The organism is Mesorhizobium ventifaucium, from assembly GCF_935822925.1.
Classification (GTDB): Bacteria; Pseudomonadota; Alphaproteobacteria; order Rhizobiales; family Rhizobiaceae; genus Mesorhizobium; species Mesorhizobium ventifaucium.
In genome coordinates, this window is the sequence record NZ_CAKXZS010000011.1 from 39,894 (window position 1) to 58,875 (window position 18,982).

At 63.5% G+C, this 18,982-nt stretch carries 16 protein-coding genes; 5 read left to right on the forward strand and 11 right to left on the reverse strand.

Annotation, left to right across the window (positions count from 1 at the left end; all coding sequences use genetic code 11):
- The first annotated feature begins 9 nt into the window (after nucleotides 1-9).
- On the forward strand, nucleotides 10-552 hold the full coding sequence (locus NMG70_RS08485) for a YybH family protein (protein WP_254024090.1): 543 nt from the start codon (nucleotides 10-12) through the stop codon (nucleotides 550-552).
- Here NMG70_RS08485 and secDF read toward each other — a convergent pair.
- The gene (gene secDF / locus NMG70_RS08490) at nucleotides 515-3,100 is read right to left on the reverse strand and encodes a protein translocase subunit SecDF (RefSeq protein ID WP_254024091.1); all 2,586 of its coding nucleotides are present in this window, start codon (nucleotides 3,098-3,100) and stop codon (nucleotides 515-517) included. The genes NMG70_RS08485 and secDF overlap by 38 nt on opposite strands.
- 137 nt (nucleotides 3,101-3,237) lie before the next feature.
- Nucleotides 3,238-3,576, reverse strand: coding sequence for a hypothetical protein (locus NMG70_RS08495; protein ID WP_254024092.1), 339 nt, complete (start codon nucleotides 3,574-3,576; stop codon nucleotides 3,238-3,240).
- Nucleotides 3,577-4,122: 546 nt separating this feature from the next.
- On the opposite strand from NMG70_RS08495, the gene NMG70_RS08500 reads away from it, so the two are divergent.
- The 3 genes from NMG70_RS08500 to NMG70_RS08510 all read left to right on the forward strand — a co-directional run bounded on the left by NMG70_RS08500 (nucleotide 4,123) and on the right by NMG70_RS08510 (nucleotide 7,771).
- Entirely contained in the window at nucleotides 4,123-5,085 is a 963-nt protein-coding gene (locus NMG70_RS08500) for a sugar-binding protein (protein ID WP_254024093.1), read from the forward strand.
- A 122-nt stretch (nucleotides 5,086-5,207) separates the two neighbouring features.
- On the forward strand, nucleotides 5,208-6,752 hold the full coding sequence (locus NMG70_RS08505) for a sugar ABC transporter ATP-binding protein (protein ID WP_254024497.1): 1,545 nt from the start codon (nucleotides 5,208-5,210) through the stop codon (nucleotides 6,750-6,752).
- Between the two features lie 23 nt (nucleotides 6,753-6,775).
- Entirely contained in the window at nucleotides 6,776-7,771 is a 996-nt protein-coding gene (locus tag NMG70_RS08510) for an ABC transporter permease (protein ID WP_254024094.1), read from the forward strand.
- Nucleotides 7,772-8,032: 261 nt separating this feature from the next.
- Here NMG70_RS08510 and phnN read toward each other — a convergent pair whose 3' ends face one another.
- The 9 genes from phnN to NMG70_RS08555 form a co-directional block, all read right to left on the reverse strand.
- On the reverse strand, nucleotides 8,033-8,653 hold the full coding sequence (gene phnN / locus NMG70_RS08515) for a phosphonate metabolism protein/1,5-bisphosphokinase (PRPP-forming) PhnN (protein ID WP_254024095.1): 621 nt from the start codon (nucleotides 8,651-8,653) through the stop codon (nucleotides 8,033-8,035).
- On the reverse strand, nucleotides 8,650-9,789 hold the full coding sequence (locus NMG70_RS08520) for an alpha-D-ribose 1-methylphosphonate 5-triphosphate diphosphatase (protein ID WP_254024096.1): 1,140 nt from the start codon (nucleotides 9,787-9,789) through the stop codon (nucleotides 8,650-8,652). The genes phnN and NMG70_RS08520 overlap by 4 nt, the downstream gene beginning before the upstream one ends.
- A gap of 92 nt (nucleotides 9,790-9,881) precedes the next feature.
- The gene (locus tag NMG70_RS08525) at nucleotides 9,882-10,589 is read right to left on the reverse strand and encodes a DUF1045 domain-containing protein (protein ID WP_254024097.1); all 708 of its coding nucleotides are present in this window, start codon (nucleotides 10,587-10,589) and stop codon (nucleotides 9,882-9,884) included.
- 152 nt (nucleotides 10,590-10,741) lie between these two features.
- Complete coding sequence (gene iolB / locus NMG70_RS08530) at nucleotides 10,742-11,554, reverse strand: 5-deoxy-glucuronate isomerase (protein ID WP_254024098.1); 813 nt, start codon at nucleotides 11,552-11,554, stop codon at nucleotides 10,742-10,744.
- 6 nt (nucleotides 11,555-11,560) lie between these two features.
- A complete protein-coding gene (locus NMG70_RS08535) occupies nucleotides 11,561-11,779 on the reverse strand; it encodes a DUF3329 domain-containing protein (protein WP_254024099.1) in 219 nt (72 codons plus the stop codon).
- Nucleotides 11,780-11,826: 47 nt separating this feature from the next.
- Nucleotides 11,827-12,744, reverse strand: a complete 918-nt coding sequence (gene iolE, locus NMG70_RS08540; RefSeq protein WP_254024100.1) for a myo-inosose-2 dehydratase — start codon at nucleotides 12,742-12,744, stop codon at nucleotides 11,827-11,829.
- A gap of 151 nt (nucleotides 12,745-12,895) precedes the next feature.
- A complete protein-coding gene (iolD, locus tag NMG70_RS08545) occupies nucleotides 12,896-14,746 on the reverse strand; it encodes a 3D-(3,5/4)-trihydroxycyclohexane-1,2-dione acylhydrolase (decyclizing) (protein ID WP_254024101.1) in 1,851 nt (616 codons plus the stop codon).
- 35 nt (nucleotides 14,747-14,781) lie between these two features.
- Nucleotides 14,782-16,716, reverse strand: coding sequence for a bifunctional 5-dehydro-2-deoxygluconokinase/5-dehydro-2-deoxyphosphogluconate aldolase (locus tag NMG70_RS08550; protein ID WP_254024102.1), 1,935 nt, complete (start codon nucleotides 16,714-16,716; stop codon nucleotides 14,782-14,784).
- Nucleotides 16,717-16,860: 144 nt separating this feature from the next.
- Nucleotides 16,861-17,706 (reverse strand): MurR/RpiR family transcriptional regulator, encoded by an 846-nt coding sequence (locus NMG70_RS08555; protein WP_254024103.1) that lies wholly within the window; start codon nucleotides 17,704-17,706, stop codon nucleotides 16,861-16,863.
- Nucleotides 17,707-17,860: 154 nt separating this feature from the next.
- Between NMG70_RS08555 and NMG70_RS08560 the strand changes: the two genes are divergently transcribed.
- Nucleotides 17,861-18,970: a Gfo/Idh/MocA family protein gene (locus tag NMG70_RS08560; protein ID WP_254024104.1), complete on the forward strand. Its 1,110-nt coding sequence runs from the start codon at nucleotides 17,861-17,863 to the stop codon at nucleotides 18,968-18,970.
- Nucleotides 18,971-18,982 lie beyond the last annotated feature (12 nt).

Here is an 18,982-nt window from a genome sequence, read left to right on the forward strand (position 1 = left end):
AAATTTCTCATGCCAGTTTCACGACGTTCAGCACTCGCTGCAGCGGGCGCCGGTCTCGCGTCGCTTGGGATCACGAAAGCTGCAAGCGACCCGGCCCTTGCCCGTCAGGTCTCCATCGCCGACGACGAGGTTGCCACGCTCGCCAGGCAGGCCGCCGAAGCCAACGCGGCGCTGATGCGCGGCGACATCGCCCGATACCGTGCGTTGATCACGCTCACCGATGACTTCACGCTGATGTCGCCTTTCGGCGGAACGCCGACGCGCGGCGTGGACATGACGAGCGAACGCTGGGAGGCCATGGGGCGGTTCTTCAGGAACGGCACGCTGGAGCAAGAGCTCGTCCAAGCCTATGCCGCGGCCGACATGGTGGTTCTCGTGGTCATCGAGCGCGGCCGCGGCGAAGTCGGCGGTCTGCCGGCCCAGGACTGGCCGCTGCGCGTCACTTTGGTCTATCGCCGCGAAGGATCCGAATGGCGGCTCGCGCACCGTCACGCAGACCCGCTCGTCCGGGGTGTCAGCCTGGAGCAGGCGGCCGCACTGGCCCGCCGCTGACGCTTGTGCCGAGCGGCTCTTTCGCCACTGTGGCTTCCTCTTGGCTGAGGGCGCCCGGCCGGAGCTTGAACAGGATCAGCAGCGGCCCGGCGACGAAGATCGAGGAATAGGTCCCGGCGAGGATGCCGAAGATCATTGCCATCGTGAAGGACTGGATCACCTCGCCGCCCCAGATCGAAAGCGCCGCCAGCGCAAACAGCGTGGTCACGCCGGTCAGGACCGTTCGCGCCAGTGTCTGGTTCATCGACAGGTCGAGCAACTCGGCAATCGACATCCTTTTATAGCGGCGCAGATTCTCGCGGACCCGGTCATAGACGACAACCGTATCGTTGATGGAATAGCCGACAATGGTCAGGATCGCGGCAATCGAGGTCAGATTGAACTCTATGCCGGCGACGACGTAGAAGCCGACCATCAGGATCACGTCGTGGAATGTCGAAATGATGGCGCCGAGCCCGAACTGCCACTCGAACCTGATCCAGATGTAGACGAGCATCGCCAGCAGCGAGGCGAGCACGCCCATTGTGCCGTTGAACGCGAGTTCGGAAGACACTGTCGGACCGACAACCTCGATACGGCGGAACTCGTAGTCGGTTTCGAGCGCGCTTCTTACCTTCTCAACGGCGGACTGTTCGGCAACGTCCCCGCCCCCCTGGGTGCCGATGCGGATCAGCACATCCCTGGTCGAGCCGAACTCCTGCACCTGCACCTCACCCAGTTCGAGACCCGTCAGCCGCTCACGGATGGTGCCGATGTCGGCCTGCTGGCCCTTCGCCTGCACCTCGATGCTCGAGCCGCCGCGGAAGTCGATGCCGTAGTTCATGCCGACAGTGAAGAACAGCACGGCCGAAGCGATCGACAACAGCACGGACAGCGTGAAGGCGTATTTTCGGAATGCCATGAACGGCACGCGCGTGTCGTCGGGCACCAGCCGCATGACACCGCTGGGCATGGTTTTCGGCCGCTGCCGGCGGAGCCAGAACGCGACCAGCCAGCGCGTCAGCGTGAACGCCGTGAATACGGTGGTGACGATGCCGATCGCGAGGGTGACGGCAAACCCCTTGATTGGCCCCGAGCCGAGGAAGAACAGGATGACGGCGGCAATCAGCGTCGTCACATTGGCGTCGACGACAGTCGCCAGCGCCTGTCTGAACCCGGAATCCATCGACTGCACGATCGAGCGCCCTTGGCGGTTCTCTTCGCGGACGCGCTCGAAGATGATGACGTTGGAATCGACCGCCATGCCCATCGTCAGCACGATGCCGGCGATACCAGGCAGCGTCAGCGTCGCCCCGAGCACGGACAGGATGGCGATGATCAGTGCGACGTTGGCCAGCAGCGCGATATTCGCGATCAACCCCAGCCGCCCATAGGCGAACAGCATGAAGCCGACGACGAGGATCCCGGCGATGATCGCCGCGAACTGGCCCGCCTCGATCGAATCGCTGCCCAGGCTCGGACCGACGGTGCGCTCCTCGACGATGGTGAGGTCGGCAGGCAGTGCGCCGGCGCGCAGCAGGACCGCAAGGTCGTTCGCGCTCTCAACCGTGAAACTTCCGGATATCTGCCCGGTGCCGCCCAGGATCGGTTCGCGGATCTGAGGCGCGGAGATCACCTCGTTGTCGAGGATGATCGCAAACAAGCGCCCGACATTGGCCTGAGTAGCCTGACCGAAGCGGGTGGCGCCGCGGCTGTCGAAGCGAAACGAGACCACCGGCTCGTTGGTGCGCTGGTCGAATGTTGCCTGCGCATCGACAAGGTTTTCGCCGGAAACGATGATCCGGTTCTCGATCAGATGCGGAACCCGCGGCTCGTCCGTCGAATACAACACCGTCGAGCCCGCCGGCGGGCGGCCGGAGATCGCCTCCTCGACCGGAATCGACTGGTCGACCATCTGGAAGGTCAGCTTCGCGGTCTGTCCGAGGATATCCTTCAGCCGCTGCGGATCCTGCAGGCCCGGCACCTGGACCATGATGCGGTCCGATCCCTGGCGCTGGATGATCGGCTCGGTCGTGCCGAGTTCGTTGACTCGCCGGCTGACCACCTCGATCGATTGAGTCAGCGCCGCGGCGATCCGGTAGTCGATCCCGGCTTCGGTCAGCGTAAAGCGCAGCAGGCCCGGTTCCGGCTCGGCCATCTCCATCTCGGTTACCGAGCCGCTCATGAACATGCCGGTCGAGATCGGCTGCGTCAATCTTTCGAGCGCGCTCTTCGCAGCTTCGATCTGGCCTTGGTCGCGAATGCGGACCTGGATGGACTTGGCGGTGCCGGCAAGCCCGGTATAGCCGATCTGGGCATCGCGCAGTGATGTGCGGACCTCGTCTCGTGCCGATTCGAGGCGTTCGTTGGCAAGGTCCTGCCGATCGATCTGGAGCAGGATGTGCGAGCCGCCCTGCAGGTCGAGCCCCAGCGTCAGCTGCTGCTTTGGCAGCCAATTCGGCAGCGAGGCCAGAGTGGAGGCGGGAACCAAATTGGGAGCTGCGTAGAGGATGCCGGCCAGGACCGTCAGCCAGATGAGAATGGTCTTCCAGCGCGAAAAATGCAGCATGTTCTTGTCCGTTCAGCCCATATCGGGCGCAAACTGCCTCCGACAAGAGCTTTGGCGTTCCGATCGGCGAGCAACTCGTCGAACGGAACGCGATGTGAAAGTTTGGGGTTCGAGGGCCCGCGGTCGCGCGACCAGGTTCACGCCGTGAGAAGCGGAGGCGCGCGCGCATCAAAGGTGCGGATCGGCGACAGTTTTGGCTGGTTTTCAGAACCTACACCAAACGGTGCGGCTGACGCGGATTCGGGCGGCAGGCACCAATCCGGGATGATACAAAATGGCTTGCCATTTCCCGCAGTGACAGGCGTTCCCGTCTTGAAACGGGAAGTCTCAGCAGCAACACGGCGCGCAATGTCGCGTACGAGGAAAGTCGGGTGTGTGACTGGCTCGGCTGCGCCGAGCCGCATTTGCTCCCTGGCCAGGTCGTGCGCGACCTGGTCGGCTGTTGCCGCAGGAATGGTCCAGATCAGAAAGAGCAATGAAGCCAGCAGCCGCAGACCAGCACCCAGGTTGAGCAGGACGCCGGCCCCAGCCCGTCCTCGGCCGCCTCGTCTCATCCCATCGCTACGGCTTTCATACACTGCGACCAATACGCTTTCGCCTTCGTTGCCTCAGTAAGCGGCGAGCCGCATTCTTGGTCTAACTATAGCACTCGCGTTGCAAATTGAAGCGCAGCTTTCACGGGACCAGAAGGGTTGGCTCCAGAACCTGTTCTCAGCTATCCGAACTGGATATTCGTATACTCGATACCAGTATCCGCGAGGCTGCCTCCACAAGGAGCCTCATCTGCATGGCTTTGGCCACCTTCGTCCGGGACGTTTGCGCTGCAGGGCAAACGCTCCACAATCACGAAATATCAGACAAATCGGACTATTTACGAGCAGCCAATGAGTCTCTAGAGTTCGGATCGCGGCTGGGATGGCGCCGTTCTTTCGCTGCCAGCACCCTTGAGGAGGAGGGCGTCCAAGCCGCATTCGACAAAGTTCAGATCAGCGAAAATACTGAATCAAAATGGGAGGTTGAACATGAAATCTGCGATACGAAATGCGTCCGTCGCCGCAGCGGCCTTGGCTCTCGGTCTGTCCTTCACGGCGATTGCCCGTGCCCAGGACAAACCGACGCTGGCCTTCGTCGTCAACGGCGCTTCCGATTTCTGGAAGGCGGCCGAAGCCGGCGTCAAGAAGGCCCAGGCCGAATTGCCCAACTACAATCTCGAGCTCAAATATCCGGAACAGTCGTCGGTCGCCATCCAGCAGCGGCTGATGGACGATCTGGTGACGGCCGGCGTCAAGGCGATCATGGTTTCGGCCGTCGATCCCAAGACCTCGACCGACGGACTCAACAAGATCGCCTCGGAGACGGCGCTGTTCACAACCGACAGCGACGCGCCGCAGACCAAGCGTATCGCCTATATCGGCTCGTCCAACATCGATGCCGGCAAGCAGGCGGCCGAGATCGCCAAGAAGGCGATGCCCGACGGCGGCAAATGCCTCGGCTTCGTCGGCCTGCTCGGCGCCGACAATGCCAAGGAGCGCATCGAAGGCATGAAGGAAGGCCTCGCCGGCACCAAGATCGAGCTGATCGACGTGCGTGGTGACGACATCGACCAGGCCCGCGCCAAGAAGAATGTCGAGGACGCGCTGGTCGCCAGCCCCGACGTCACCTGCATGGTCGGCTTCTATTCCTACAACACGCCGCGCATCTATGAAGCGCTGCGCGACGCCGGCAAGCTCGGCCAGATCACGGTCGTCGGCTTCGACGACGATCCGATCACGCTCGGCGGCGTCAAGGAAGGCACCGTTGCCGCCACCGTCGTGCAGCAGCCCTTCGAATGGGCCTACCAGGGCATGAAGCTGATGGCCGCCTATCTCGAGGGCGACAAATCGGGCATTCCGGAGAACGGCCTGATCATCATCCCGACCAAGATCATCGGCAAGGACGACGTCGACTCCTATGCCGCCAATCTGAAGGCGATGTCCGGCAATTAGCACGAAAGCAGTTGTGCCGGCTCGAGGTTCGCTTCGGGCCGGCGGCTCGCATTGACGAACCCTGCAAGGGTCGTCAGTCTGCAGATGTGGCTAGAACGGCCCACCGGCTGCTGTCAGGCATGATGAATTATTCCGACGCATCCATCGGCGCATCCACGATTGCTCCGTTCCTCAGTCTCGAGGGCGTGCGCAAGACCTATCCCGGCGTGGTCGCGCTGGATGGATTTTCGATGGAGGTCAGGCCTGGCGAGGTCATCGGCCTCGTCGGCGAAAACGGCGCCGGCAAGTCGACGCTGATGAAGATCCTCGGCGGCGTCACCACCCCCGACACCGGCACGATCATCGTCGACGGCGTCGCCCATGACGGGCTGACCGTCGAGGCCAGCATCGGTTCCGGCATCGCCTTCGTCCACCAGGAACTCAACCTTTTCGAAAACCTCGACGTTGCCGCCAACATCTTTTTCGGCCGCGAGCCGTTGCGCGCCGGTCCGCTGAGGCTTGTCGACCGGGCCAGGCTGCGCACGCTGGCGGCGCCACTGCTCAAACGCGTGGGCGCCAATTTCTCGGCCGACACCCCGGTATCGGCGCTGTCGCTTGCCCAGCAGCAGATGGTCGAAATAGCCAAGGCGCTGTCGATCGAGGCGCGGCTGGTCATCCTCGACGAGCCGACGTCGAGCCTGCCGCTTGCCGAAACCGACAAGCTGCTCGATGTCATCAAGGCGCTGAAGGCCGAGGGCATCAGCGTCATCTTCATCTCGCATCGCCTTCACGAGGTCGAGCGGGTTGCCGATCGCGTCGTCGTGCTGAGGGACGGCATGCTTGCCGGCACGCTGCCGAAAAACGCCATCAACCACGACCAGATGGTCAAGCTGATGATTGGCCGCATGCTGAAGGAGCGGGAGAAGGCGGCAGAATCGGCCCGCCCGCCCGGCGCCGTCGCGCTGTCGGCCAAGGCCGTTCGCACCAGCGCCTATCCCGACCGGCCGGTCGATCTCGGCGTCAGGCGTGGCGAAATCCTTGGCCTGGCAGGTCTTGTCGGTTCCGGCCGCACGGAACTGGCGCGCGTGCTTTTCGGCATCGAGAAGAGCCTTGGCGGCGCGCTCCAGCTTGATGGAACAGATCTGGTTCTTGGTTCGGCGGCCGACGCTGTGGCCAACGGGATCTTCCTCGTCCCCGAGGATCGCAAGCTGACCGGCATCCTGCTCGACCTGTCGATTGCCCAGAATATTTCGCTCCCCAATCTGCCGGCGCATGCCCGGCGATCCCTGGTCTCTGCCCGCGCCGAAGCCGTCACCGCCGAGAAGCAGAAACGCAATCTCGGCATCAAGGCGCCCTCGGTGGCGACGCGCACCGGCACGCTGTCCGGCGGCAACCAGCAAAAGGTGGTGCTGGCCAAGTGGCTGGCCATGAGCCCCAAGGTGATGATCCTCGACGAGCCAACCCGCGGCATCGACATCGGCGCTAAGGCCGAGATCTACGGGCTGATGCGGGCGCTGGCCGATGCCGGCGTCGCCGTGCTGATGATATCGAGCGACATGGAGGAGGTGATCGGCGTCTCCGACCGCATCGCCGTCATGCATGAGGGCCAGATCTCAGGCATTCTCGACAAGGAACAGTTCAGCCAGGAAAACGTCCTGCTGCTGGCCGTCGGCAAGCAGCCGAAGTAATTTGCGGGCATTGGGAGAAGACGATGAGCAAGAAAGATCTCGGCCTGCTGATCCTGATCCTTGTGGTGGGAGCGGTGGTGGCGATCATCAACCCGCGCTTCCTGCTGCCGATCAACCTCGCCAACACCTCGAACCTGATCGGGCTGTTCGGCATCCTGGCGATCGGCCAGGCCTTCGTCATCATCACCGGCGGCATCGAATTGTCGGTCGGCTCGGTGGTCGCGCTGCTCGGCGTCCTGTTCGTCGATTTCATCGCCACGCGCGGCATGGCATGGCCGGTCGCGCTGCCGCTGATCCTCGTGCTCGGCGGCATCATCGGGCTGGCACATGGCTGGCTGATCACGCGGCTCAAATTGCAGCCTTTCGTGGTGACGCTGTGCGGCCTGTTGATCTATCGCGGCGTGGCGCGGTTCTACACAGCCGACGGCACGGCGGGCTTCGCCTTCGGGCAGAATTTCCCGGAGCTCGAGTTCCTGACCGCGGGGCGATCCTATGGCGTGCCGAACAGCTTTATCGCGCTGATCGTCATCGCCATCGTGATGTGGGTGGTGCTGCACCGTTCGGTGTTCGGCCGCTACCTCTACGCGATCGGCAAGAATGAGGAGGCGGCGAAATATTCGGGCATCCGCACCGGCCGCGTCGTCATGGCCGCCTATGTCATCTGCGGTGTGCTGACGGCGCTGTCGGCGATCTACTTCGCCATGTACACGCGCTCGATCTCGCCGGCCAGCCACGGCCAGTTCTACGAACTTTACGCCATTGCCGCGGCAGTGCTCGGCGGCTTCTCGCTGCGCGGCGGCGAGGGCTCGCTGATCGGCGTCATCCTCGGAACGGTCCTGCTGCAGGAACTGCAGAACCTCGTCAACCTGCTTGGCATCCCGTCCTCGCTGAATTTCGCGGTGATGGGCGGCGTGATCTTGATCGGCGTGCTGGTCGACCAGCAATGGGGCGTGTACCGGGAGCGGCGGCTGATGCTGGAGGCCACCCGCAGGGGCACGGCTGGTGCGGCCGCGGAGTAGTGCTTCACGAAGCTTGAGTCGGCGGGACAGCGCGGACAGCGCCCCCCTCTGTCCTGCCCTCTTTGCCAAGACTTGTCATCTCCCCCACAAGGGGGGAGATTGGCAGCTCTGCCGACGGCGCCTTTTCTTCAGCGTTGGAGTTTGGCGAAAGCCGATGCGACATCCAATCTCCCCCCAAGTGGGGGAGATGTCCGGCAGGACAGAGGGGGCGCGAAGGATCGCTACAGATGAGTTCTGCCCCGCTCCATTCTTTGATCGATGTCAGGGTCGGTCCGAAAACGCCATCGCCTTGCGCAGCACTTCGATAAAGCGCTCGCCAGCCGCCTCGCGCGGGCCGCTATTGTCGATCGAGGTGACGCCTGGCCCCGACAACGCCACATTGGTGCTGCGCGCCAGCCGCGCCAGCACTTCGCCACGCGACTCGCGGCCGCGCATCGCCAGCCGTTGCGCCAGAATCTGCGGCGATGCGGTGATCTCGACGACAGCCAGGTTGGCATAGCGATCACGCAGCGCCGGGATGATGGCGCGGGAGACATTGGCGATGGCGACGCGGCCATTGGCCACCGACCGGTCGACTTCAGCCGGGATGCCGTAGCGCAAGCCATGCGCCTCCCAGGAGATGGCGAAGGCGCCGTCCGCCTCGGCCTCGACGAAGGCCGCATCGGCCAGCGTGTCGTGATCCTCGCTCGTCGTGTCGCTCGGCCGGGTGATGACCCGGCGCACGAACTCCAGCCGGGTCTCGTCGGCAAACAGCGACCGGGCATAGCCGATCACCGTGTCCTTGCCGGCGCCGCTCGGCCCGACGACGGCGACGAAGACGCCGTCGCGGATCGGAAACGCCGCGGCGGAAAATTCACGCTCGATCGACGCCGACACCATCACGCGACCCGACGCCCCTGCCGCCAGACCGTGCGGACAACCGGGACATGATCGTCAAGACGGACGCGAACCAGATCGGCGCGCCGGCCCTGCTCGATGACGCCACGGTCGGCGAGGCCGACCGCCTCGGCCGGGTTCTTCGAAACCATCGCCACCGCCTGCGGCAGGGAGATGCCGTCGACCACGTCGCCGAGGAAAAACGCCGACTGGATCAGGCTGAAGGGGATGTAGTCGGACGACAATATGTCGAGCAAGCCTTCGCCGGCGAGCGTCCGAGCCGAAACATTACCCGAATGCGACGCGCCTCGCATCACGTTCGGGGCGCCCATCAGCACCCCGAGCCCTGCCGTCTTCGAAGCTTTGGCGGCCTCCTTGGTGGTCGGGAACTCGGCGACACGGACGCCTTGTTCGATCGCCTCGTCGACATGGCCGGTCGTGGCGTCGTCATGGCTGGCCAGCACGATGCCGCGCTGATGGCAGGCAGCAGCGATGAAGGCGCGGTTCGCCCCCGAATTCGTCGCCGACTCCGCCATCCGCTTCTCGCAGAATTGCTGGAATTCGCGGTCCGTCAGCTTCAGCTTGCGCTGGTAGTAATAGGCATAGGTTTCGAGATCGACGAACTGGCGCTGCCCAGGCGCATGGTCCATCAGCGACGCCAGCTTGATCCTGTCATCGCCGTCAAAATGCGCGAAGGCGGCGAGGCAATCCGGCGCCGAAACCTCGCAGCGCAGATGGATGAAATGGTCGGCCCGCAGCCGGTCCTGATGGACGCTGTCCTCGATCGCATCGGCCAGCTTGCGCATGTCGGCCGAATTCATGTCGGCATCGTCGTCCATGCCGACGCGCAAGGCGTCGAGCACGGTGGTGATGCCGGCCGTCGCCACCTGCGCGTCATGGGCGAGAACGGCGGCGATCGGGTTCCAGCGCACCTTCGGTCGCGGTGCGTAGTGAGCCTCCAGGTGGTCGGTGTGAAGCTCGACCAGCCCGGGAATGATGAAATCGCCGCCCATGTCCTCGCCGCTCCGGGCGGCGCCGGCGTCGATCCCGGCGATCAAGCCGTCGCGCAGCACGATCGACCCTTCGACGATCTCGTCGGCAAGCACGATGCGGGCATTGTTGAGAACGGTCTCGACGGTCATTTCAGGCAGTCCTTGGAGCATTTTGCAGCCAATTGGAATCACCGATTGGGTGAATTGGCGTCGCACAAATACGGTTAAAACAAATAGCCATTTCAGGCAGTTTTTCTCGCCGGGCGGCGCCCGAGCGCGTGATGGGAAAGCACCATGAACGGGGCGCCCGGTTCGGTTTCGACAAACAGGGTCAGTGCGTCCACCGTCACCGGCCGTTGCAAGACCTGCGCAAATAGGCTGTCGATTGCTGCGCGAAGACGAGGGCTTTCCTGTGACGAGACACGGCCGGACAGCGTCATATGGAATCGAAAGGTCTCGAAGACATAGGGGTAGCCCCACTGGCAGAGATTGCGGAATTCATCCGGCTTCAGCGAATCGGGGCTGCGCCGCTCGATTTCCGCCTCGCTCAGCGGCGCGCGAAAACGGTCGAAGTCGCGCACAACGTCGTCGGCGAAGCGGTTGAGCGCCGGCAGCAGTCCTTCCGGCACTAGCGCGAAGAAGCCGTCGATCTGGCTGACGACCAGCCGTGGGATCGTCACCACCGGCGTCGCCTCGGCAAAATCGTCCAGTGCTGCGCGAAGCGCGCCTTCCGTCTCGTTCGAAGCCAGCCGGAAGGGCGCCTTCAGTGTCGCATGAAAGCCGTAGCGGCGTGCCGAAGCGGTATGAAAGGCGACTTCCGCCGCCGACAGCTCGCCCACGGCCTCGACCGGCCTCGTGGCGGCGCCGAACGGGTCGCGGCCGAGCCAATTTGCGGCGATCCGCGCCAACGGTTCGTCCTGCCGGGGGGTGAAATAGATAGCGTAGCGCATCGAAAGTCCTCGTCAACTCCCGCTGCCATAGGCGATTTGCATGACGAAATGACGAAGCTGATGGTCGTTCCTGATAACAAACCTGTTCAGGCGGGTCATTAGCCGACGATTTTTTCGCCTTGGGCCAGTTTGCCGACCCGGACGGCAGTGCCTCAGGCCTTCATCAGCCATTCGTGCTCGGGAGCGTTGTGGAACTTCCACGTCCGCTTCGGCCCGGCCATGACATTGAGGTAGTAGAGGTCGTAACCGTGGCAGGCGGCGCAAGGGTGATAACCTTTGGGCACCAGCACGACATCGCCGTCCTCGATCGCCATCGCCTCGTCGAGCGAACGAGCGCCGTTTCGATCGGCATCGGTGTAGACGCGCTGGAAGGCAAAGCCCTGCGGCGGATTGAGGCGGTGGTAATAGGTCTCCTCGAGATAGGACTCGGCCGGCAGATTGTCCTGGTCATGCTTGTGCGGCGGATAGCTCGATGTATGGCCGCCAGGCGTGATGACCTCGACCACCAGCAATGAATCGGCCGGCTTGCCTTCCGGCAGGATGTTGGTGACGTAGCGCGTGTTGGTGCCCTTGCCGCGAACCTCCTGGCCGAGATCTTTCGGCGCAATAATGCGGACCGGCAGCCCGCCGCCAAGGCCCGGTGCCGAGCAAAGCGCGACTTCGAGACCGGTGTCGGCGGTCACCGACCAGTCAGAGCCCTGCGGCACGTAGACCGACCACGGCTTGCCTTCGAAGGGCGACATGCGTTCGCCGAGCACGCCGAGATCCTTGCCGCCGGCCTTGGCCTTGCCCTTGCCGGTGACGAACACCAGGCAGACTTCACGGCTTGCGGTTTGTCCGGAGACGGTCTCGCCGGGCCGCAGCCGATGCAGATCGAAGCCGACATAGGTCCAGCCGGCGTTCTGCGGCGTCACATGGGCGACGCGGCCATGGCCCTTATCGGCTTTAACGAGCAGTTTCGACATTGAGGCTCACTCCTTTGGTTCGGTGTCGGCCGAAGCCTTGCCGCCGTCGGCCGGCTTGTAGAGATAGAAGAACTGCCAGACCGCATAGCCGGCGAAGCCGAGCGCGATCGTGCCCCAGAACGGCGCGCCGGTGGCAAACTCGACCACGGACCAGACCAGGCAGACCGCGACGATGGCAACGCGCCGCCACAGTGGCCGAAAGAACGGATGCTCGGAGTCCTTCATCGAATCAGCCCCCGCATCGGATCAGCCCGTCGCCGGGAAGAGGTTGCTCAAGCATTGGGGAAGCCCTGCGTTTCAACCGTGTAGCCGGCGGCCGTCATTACCCGCATCAACTCCTTGTAGCCGACTTGCGCCATCCTGAGCGGCGGATTTTTCTTGGGATCCTGCTCGGCCTCAACCACGAACCAGCCTTCATAGCCATAGTGCGCCAGCCTTTCCACAATGGCGCCAAAATCCAGCGAGCCATCTCCCGGCACCGTGAAGGCGCCGAGCGCCACGGCATCGAGGAAGGATTGCCTCTGGCGATCGAGTTTTTCGATCACCTCCATCCGCACGTCCTTCACATGGACATGGTTGATGCGCCGGTGATGATTGTCGATGGCGCGCAGCACGTCCCCGCCGGCAAAAGCCAGATGGCCGGCATCGAGCAGCAGTGGAATGCCTTCTCCCGAGTAGCGCATGAACGCGTCGAGCTCGGGCTCGGTCTCGACGACCGCCGCCATATGATGGTGGTAGGAGAGCGGCATGCCTTGCTCGGCGCACCATTCGCCGAACTGCGTCAGGCGCCTCGCATAGGCCTTCATCTCGTCGTCCGAAAGCCTGGGTTTGGTGGCGAGCGGCTTTGAGCGGTCACCCTGGATGGAGCGGCCGACCTCGCCATAGACGATGCAGGGCGCGTTCACCGCCTTGAACAGATCGATCATCGGCTGGATGCGATCCTTATTCCTGGCCATGTCTTCGTCGACCAGCGTACCGGAGAACCAGCCGCCGCAAAGCGTGACGTCGGCCTCTTGCAGGATCGGCAGCATGATTTTCGGGTCATTGGGAAAACGGCGGCCCATTTCCATGCCGGTGAAGCCCGCCGAACGCGATTGCGCCAAGCACTCCTCCAGCGAGACATCATCGCTGAGTTCCGCAAGATCGTCGTTCCACCATGCAATGGGGGACATGCCCAGTTTGGCTTTCAAGTCGTCACTCCGATTTCAGTTCGTGTCCACCCTCCCTCCAAGAGGGAGGGTGGCTGCATAGCAGCGGGGTGGGGGTGCGGCGCCGGACCCCCACCCGAACCTTCGGTCCGACCTCCCCACAAGGGGAGGTAGGGGCTTGGCAGCGCCGACATCAATCACCAACACTCTGCATCTGCCGCTTTTCATCATAGGCCCTGCGCGCGGCATTCACTTGCGGCCGGGTCGAGACTTCCGGCACCGCGACGTCCCACCAGCTTCCACCGGCTTCGGTCGAAACCAGCGGATCGGTGTCGATGACCAGCACTGTGGTCCTTGTATTCTTCTTGGCTTGCGCCAGCGCCGTTTCCAGCCCGGCGATCGACGAAACCTTCTCGGCGATCGCACCAAGGCTTGCCGCATGCGCGGCGAAGTCGATGTCGGGCAAAATCTCGTGGCGTGCGTCCTTCAGCAGATTGTTGAAGTTGGCGCCGCCGGTTGCCATCTGCAGCCGGTTGATGCAGCCATAGCCTCGGTTGTCGAGGAGCACGATGGTCAGCTTGAGGCCGAGCATGACCGACGTTGCGATCTCGGAATTGAGCATCAGATAGGAGCCGTCGCCGATCATCACGACGACCTCCTCGTCGGGCTTGGCCATCTTGACGCCGAGCCCGCCTGCGATCTCGTAGCCCATAGTCGAGAAGCCGTATTCGGCGTGGTAGGAGCCGGGTGCGCCCGCCTGCCAGAGCTTGTGCAACTCGCCGGGCAGGCCGCCGGCAGCATGAAGCAATATCACGTCGGAGCCCATGGCGCGCTGCACGGCGCCGATCACTTGCGCGTCGGACGGGTAGGCGGCATTGGTCGAGGCCGTCACCTTGCCGGCTTCGGCCTGCCAGTCCTTTTTGCCCTTGGTAGCATTGTCGGTCCAGGCGGCCGGCGCCTGCCAGCCGTTCAGCGCCGCGCCGAGCTCGGCGAGCCCTTCCGCCGCATCAGTGACCAGCGGCAGCGCCTGGTGTTTGCCCGCATCGAAAGGCTGGACGTTCAGCCCGATGATGGTCTTGCCGGAATTCTTGAACAGCGCCCACGAGCCGGTGGTGAAATCCTGCAGCCTGGTGCCGACGGCAAGCACGACGTCGGCTTCCTCGGCCAAGCGGTTGGCGGCCGAAGTGCCGGTGACGCCGACTGCCGCCATGTTGAGCGGATGATCGTCCGGCAGCGAGGATTTGCCGCCCTGCGTCTCGCAGACCGGGATGCCGGCGCCTTGCGCCAGCTTCGCCAGTTCGCCGGAAGCCTGCGAATAAAGCACGCCGCCGCCGGCAATCACCAATGGCTTTGTTGCCGCCTTCAGCGCCACCACCGCGGCCGCCAACTCCCCACGGTCCGGACGCGGCCGACGCTGATGCCAGACCCGTTCGGCAAAGAAGCTCTCGGGGTAATCAAAGGCCTCTGCCTGCACGTCCTGGCAGAGCGCCAAGGTCACCGGTCCGCATTCGGCCGGATCGGTCAGCACTTGCATCGCACGGTTGAGCGCCGGGATGATCTGCTCGGGCCGGGTAATGCGGTCGAAATAGCGCGACACCGGCCGGAAGCAATCGTTGATTGTCGTCGTGCCGTCGGAGAAATCTTCGACCTGCTGCAGCACTGGGTCGGGGACACGATTGGCGAAGACGTCGCCGGGGAGAAACAGGACGGGCAACCTGTTTACATGCGCAAGTGCCGCTGCCGTCACCATGTTGAGCGCGCCGGGGCCGATCGAACTGGTCGCCGCCATGAACCGGCGGCGGAAATTGGCCTTGGCATAGGCGATCGCCGCATGCGCCATCGCCTGTTCGTTGTGAGCGCGGAAGGTCGGCAATTCGTCGCGCACCTGATAGAGCGCCTCGCCGACGCCGGCGACGTTGCCGTGGCCGAAAATCGCCCAGACGCCGCCGAAGATCGGCAGTTTCCTGCCGTCGATCTCGGTCATCTGGCGAGCAAGAAACCGGGTCAGCGCCTGCGCCATCGTCAGGCGGATTGTCTTGGTCATGGTGTTTTCCTCCGCAGTCCTTAAGCCGCGCCTTCTTATGCTGCTTTGCGGCCGCGCGCGGCAAGCCATGCCTCGGTCAGTCGCTCGAAGCGCGACGCCATGTCGGCCACCGCCTCCTCATCCGACATCTTGCCGGCAAGCCATTGTTCGGCCGCGTTGATGAAGATGGTGCGGCCGACGGCGAAGCCCTTGACGATCGGTACCTTGGCGGTGGCGGCGAAGGCCGCTTCCAGCTCGTCCTGTGGCGCTTCCAGGCCGAGCAGCACAACCCCGCGGCACCACGGATCGTTCTTCAGGATCACCGCTTCGATCTCTGCCCAGGCCCCTGCCGAGGCTTGCGGCTCAAGTTTCCACCAGTCGGGCTTGATATCAAGCGCATAGAGTTCATCCAGCGCGCGCGGGATCGTCGTGTCGTTGAGCTCGCCGTGCTTGCCGGCGATGATCTCGATGAGAAGTTCTCTCCCCACTTTCCGCGCGGCCTCGAACAAGCTTTTGAGCTTCTGCTGCTGCTCGGTCTTCAGCGCCTCCGGGTCGTCGGGGTGATAGAAACACAGGCACTTGATGCAATGGTCGACCGGCCACTCAATCAATTGCGAACCGATGTCCTGCGAGAATTCGAAACGCAGCGGCCGCGATCCCGGCAGCTCGACCGGCCGGCCAAGCCAGGCGAAGGAATGGCGGGCAAATTCGAACATCGCCTCGCGGCCGTATTTCTCGTCGAGCAGCATGCCGTAACCGGGACGGCCGGCGGCAACCTTCGCCGCCGCCTTGACCGTCAGCACCTTAAAATCATGGATGCGCGACGGGTCGGCGCCGGCTTTCGCCGCGACATCGTCAAGCTGGATGCGGTGGTCGCAGGCCAGCGCCATCAGCGAGGGAATATCGCGCCGGCGCGTCGTCGCCCAATGGATATGGTTGATCGCCTCGTCCTTGCGCAGCGCCAGATGCTGGCTGCCGTTCTTCAGGAAGAACTGCAATTCCTCGAAGGTCGGGTATTCCGGCGCACAGAGCAGCCGCGATACGGCGAAGGCGCCGCAGGCATTGGCCCAGGTCGCTGCCGTCTCGAGGCTTTCGCCGCCGAGCCAGCCGCGCAGGAAGCCCGACATGAAGGCATCGCCGGCACCGAGCACATTGTAGACTTCGATCGGAAAACCCTTGCCGACGATGCCGCCTTCGAGATCGTCGCTGATCGGCCCGTCATAGACGATGCAGCCCATGGCGCCGCGCTTCAAGACGATGGTGGCCTTGGACAGCAAGCGGATCGTCTGCAACGCGCTCAGGCAATCGTCAGTGCCGGAGGCGATCATTATCTCTTCTTCGGTACCGACGATCAGGTCGCAGTCGGGCAGCACCGACTTCAGCTGGGCGGAGACCCGGTCGGATTTCACATAGCGCTCGAACCCTTCGGCATGGCCGGCAAGGCCCCAGAGATTGGGGCGGTAGTCGATGTCGAACACCACCTTGCCGCCCTTGGCCTTGATAGCGCGGATCGCCTTGCGCTGTGCGGCATCGCTGTTGGGCCGCGAAAAATGCGTGCCGGTGACGACGATCGCGCGTGCCGAGGTGATGAACGCCTCGTCGATATCGTTTTCCGAAAGCGCCATGTCGGCGCAGTCGGTGCGATAGAAGATCATCGGAGAGACGCCCTCGTCCTCGACCGACAGCAGCACCAGCGCGGTCAGCCGGTCCGGGTCGGTCCTGAGGCCGTCAACCGAAACCCCCTCGCGTGTCAGCTGCTCGCGGATAAAGCGGCCCATCTGCTCGTCGCCGACCCGGGTGAGCAGCGCCGAGCGCAGGCCGAGCCTCGCCGTGCCGACCGAAATGTTGGCCGGACAGCCGCCGACCGACTTGGCAAAGGAGGTGATGTCCTCCAGGCGCGAGCCGATCTGCTGGCCATAGAGATCGACGGAGGCGCGGCCAATGGTGATGACGTCGAGCGGGGCATGTTTCGCGTCCACGGCTTCGCTCATTCGAACCTCCCATCAGCCTTGTTGTCTTGTAACACATTGTTTGGGTAACACGCGCGAGCGGCAGCGTGGCGTCGGCAATATGAAATAATAATTCCAATCGATAGTCAATATGGAACGCGCGTTCCTTTGCCGAAAAGTAGCCTGTCAGGCCTTGCCCTTGCCGCCGGTGTCGCGCCGCTTTTCGCCAACCGCAACAGTCAGCGCCATGGCCAGCGCCATCGTCGCCGACAGCGAGCGGAAGCCGGCGAAATCGGCTTCAGCGACCTCGAACCAGACTTTGGCGAACTGGGCCAGCGGGGAAAAGGAACTGTCGGTGATCGCTACAATCGGAACGCGTTGCTCCGAGATGACGCGCGCCTCCTCGATGGTCGCCGGCGCATAAGGCGAAAAACTGATGGCGATGACGGCATCCCTGGACGAGGCGAAGCTGATCATCTCGGCGTTGAGGCCGGCGGCTGATTCGATCAGCTGGTTGCGGATCTTGAGCTTGCCCAGCGCATAGGCGATGTAGGAGGCGACCGGATAGGAGCGGCGCTTGGCCAGCACATAGATGGTCTCCGCTTTCGCCAGCAAGGTGATCGCAGCCTCGAAATGGTCTTCGTTCAACCTGCCTGAAATATCGTTGAGCGAGGTGCTCGCCGCGGCGACGAAGCCGTCGAAAATCGCCCGGTGACCGGCGCCTTCCTCGGCCTTGGCGCGCAATGCCGCCAGCCTTTCATCATACGACGAATTGCGCTCGCGCAGGCGCTCGCGAAACACCAGCTGCAGGCTGGTGAAGCCGTCGAAGCCGAACTGCTGTGCGAAGCGTATCAAGGTCGAAGGCTGGACGCCGGCGGAGGCGGCGATGCTGGCCGCGGTGCCGAAGGCAATATCGTCGGGATTGTCGAGCGCATAGGCGGCGATCTGCGCGATGCGCTTGGGCAGGCTCTGGCGCCGTTCCAGGATCGTTGTACGCAGCGTCTCGAAATTGCGGGGCACCCGTTCGTCCATCGTCGCTCCGCCTAGGTCCATCAGTCGATGCCGTGCGATGCCCCATCATAGCGAGCCTGTGCAAGAAGACCATAAAAAATGAGCCATGCGTTCCATTTCTGGATAAAATGGACTAATTCATCCACACAACCTTCCTGGCAGCGGAGACAAGGAAATGGTCGGAGTCGGTCTTATCGGCACGGGGTTCATGGGCAAGTGCCACGCCATCGCCTGGAACGCGGTCGGCACCGTCTTTCCGGATGTGGCCAAGCCTAGGCTGGTCCATCTCGGCGAGGTCAGTGACGACCTTGCCAAGCGCCGGGCGACCGAGTTCGGCTTCGCCAAGGGCTCCGGCGACTGGCGCGCCGTTGTCGACGACCCGGACGTCGATATCGTCTCGCTGACCACGCCGAACCAGCTCCACCCGGAGATGGCCATCGCCATCCTCGAAGCCGGCAAGCATCTGTGGTGCGAAAAACCGATGGCGCCGAGCTTTGCCGAGGCGCAAGCCATGGCGGCCGCGGCGCAAAAATCCGGCAAGGTGGCCGCGCTCGGCTACAACTACATCCAGAATCCGGCGATCCGCCATATCGGCGCGCTGCTCGACGAGAAGATCATCGGTGAAGTCAACCATCTGCGCATCGAGATGGACGAGGATTTCATGGCCGACCCGGAGGCGCTGTTCTTCTGGAAACACGAGGCGGCGTCCGGTTACGGCGCGCTCGACGATTTCGCCGTGCATCCGCTGTCGCTGGTCTCGGTGCTGTTCGGCCGCGTCGCCCGCGTCATGTGCGACATGGCAAAACCCTATGCCGATCGCCGCGTCGCATCAGGCGGGCGTCGCGCGGTCGAGACCTACGACATCGCCAGCGTGCTGATGCATCTCGAAAACGGCATTGCCGGCACACTGCTGGTCAACCGTTCGGCTTGGGGCCGCAAGGGCCGGATCGCCATTCAGATCTTCGGCTCGAAGGGCTCGATCCTGTACGACCAGGAGCGGATGAACGAGTTCCAGCTTTACCTGACAACCGACCGCCCGACCGAGCAAGGCTATCGCTCCATCCTCGTGGCGCCGCACCACAAGCCCTACGACGCCTTCCTGCCGGCACCCGGCCACGGTCTCGGCTTCAACGACCTCAAGATCATCGAATGCCGTGAGCTTTTGACGCGGTTGGCCGGCAAGCCGGCGCGGATCATCGATTTCGACGAAGGCCTCGAAATCGAGCGCACCGTGCATGCCATGGCGCGCTCGTTCGACGAACAGCGCTGGGTGGCGGTGCGATAACGACGTACCCTC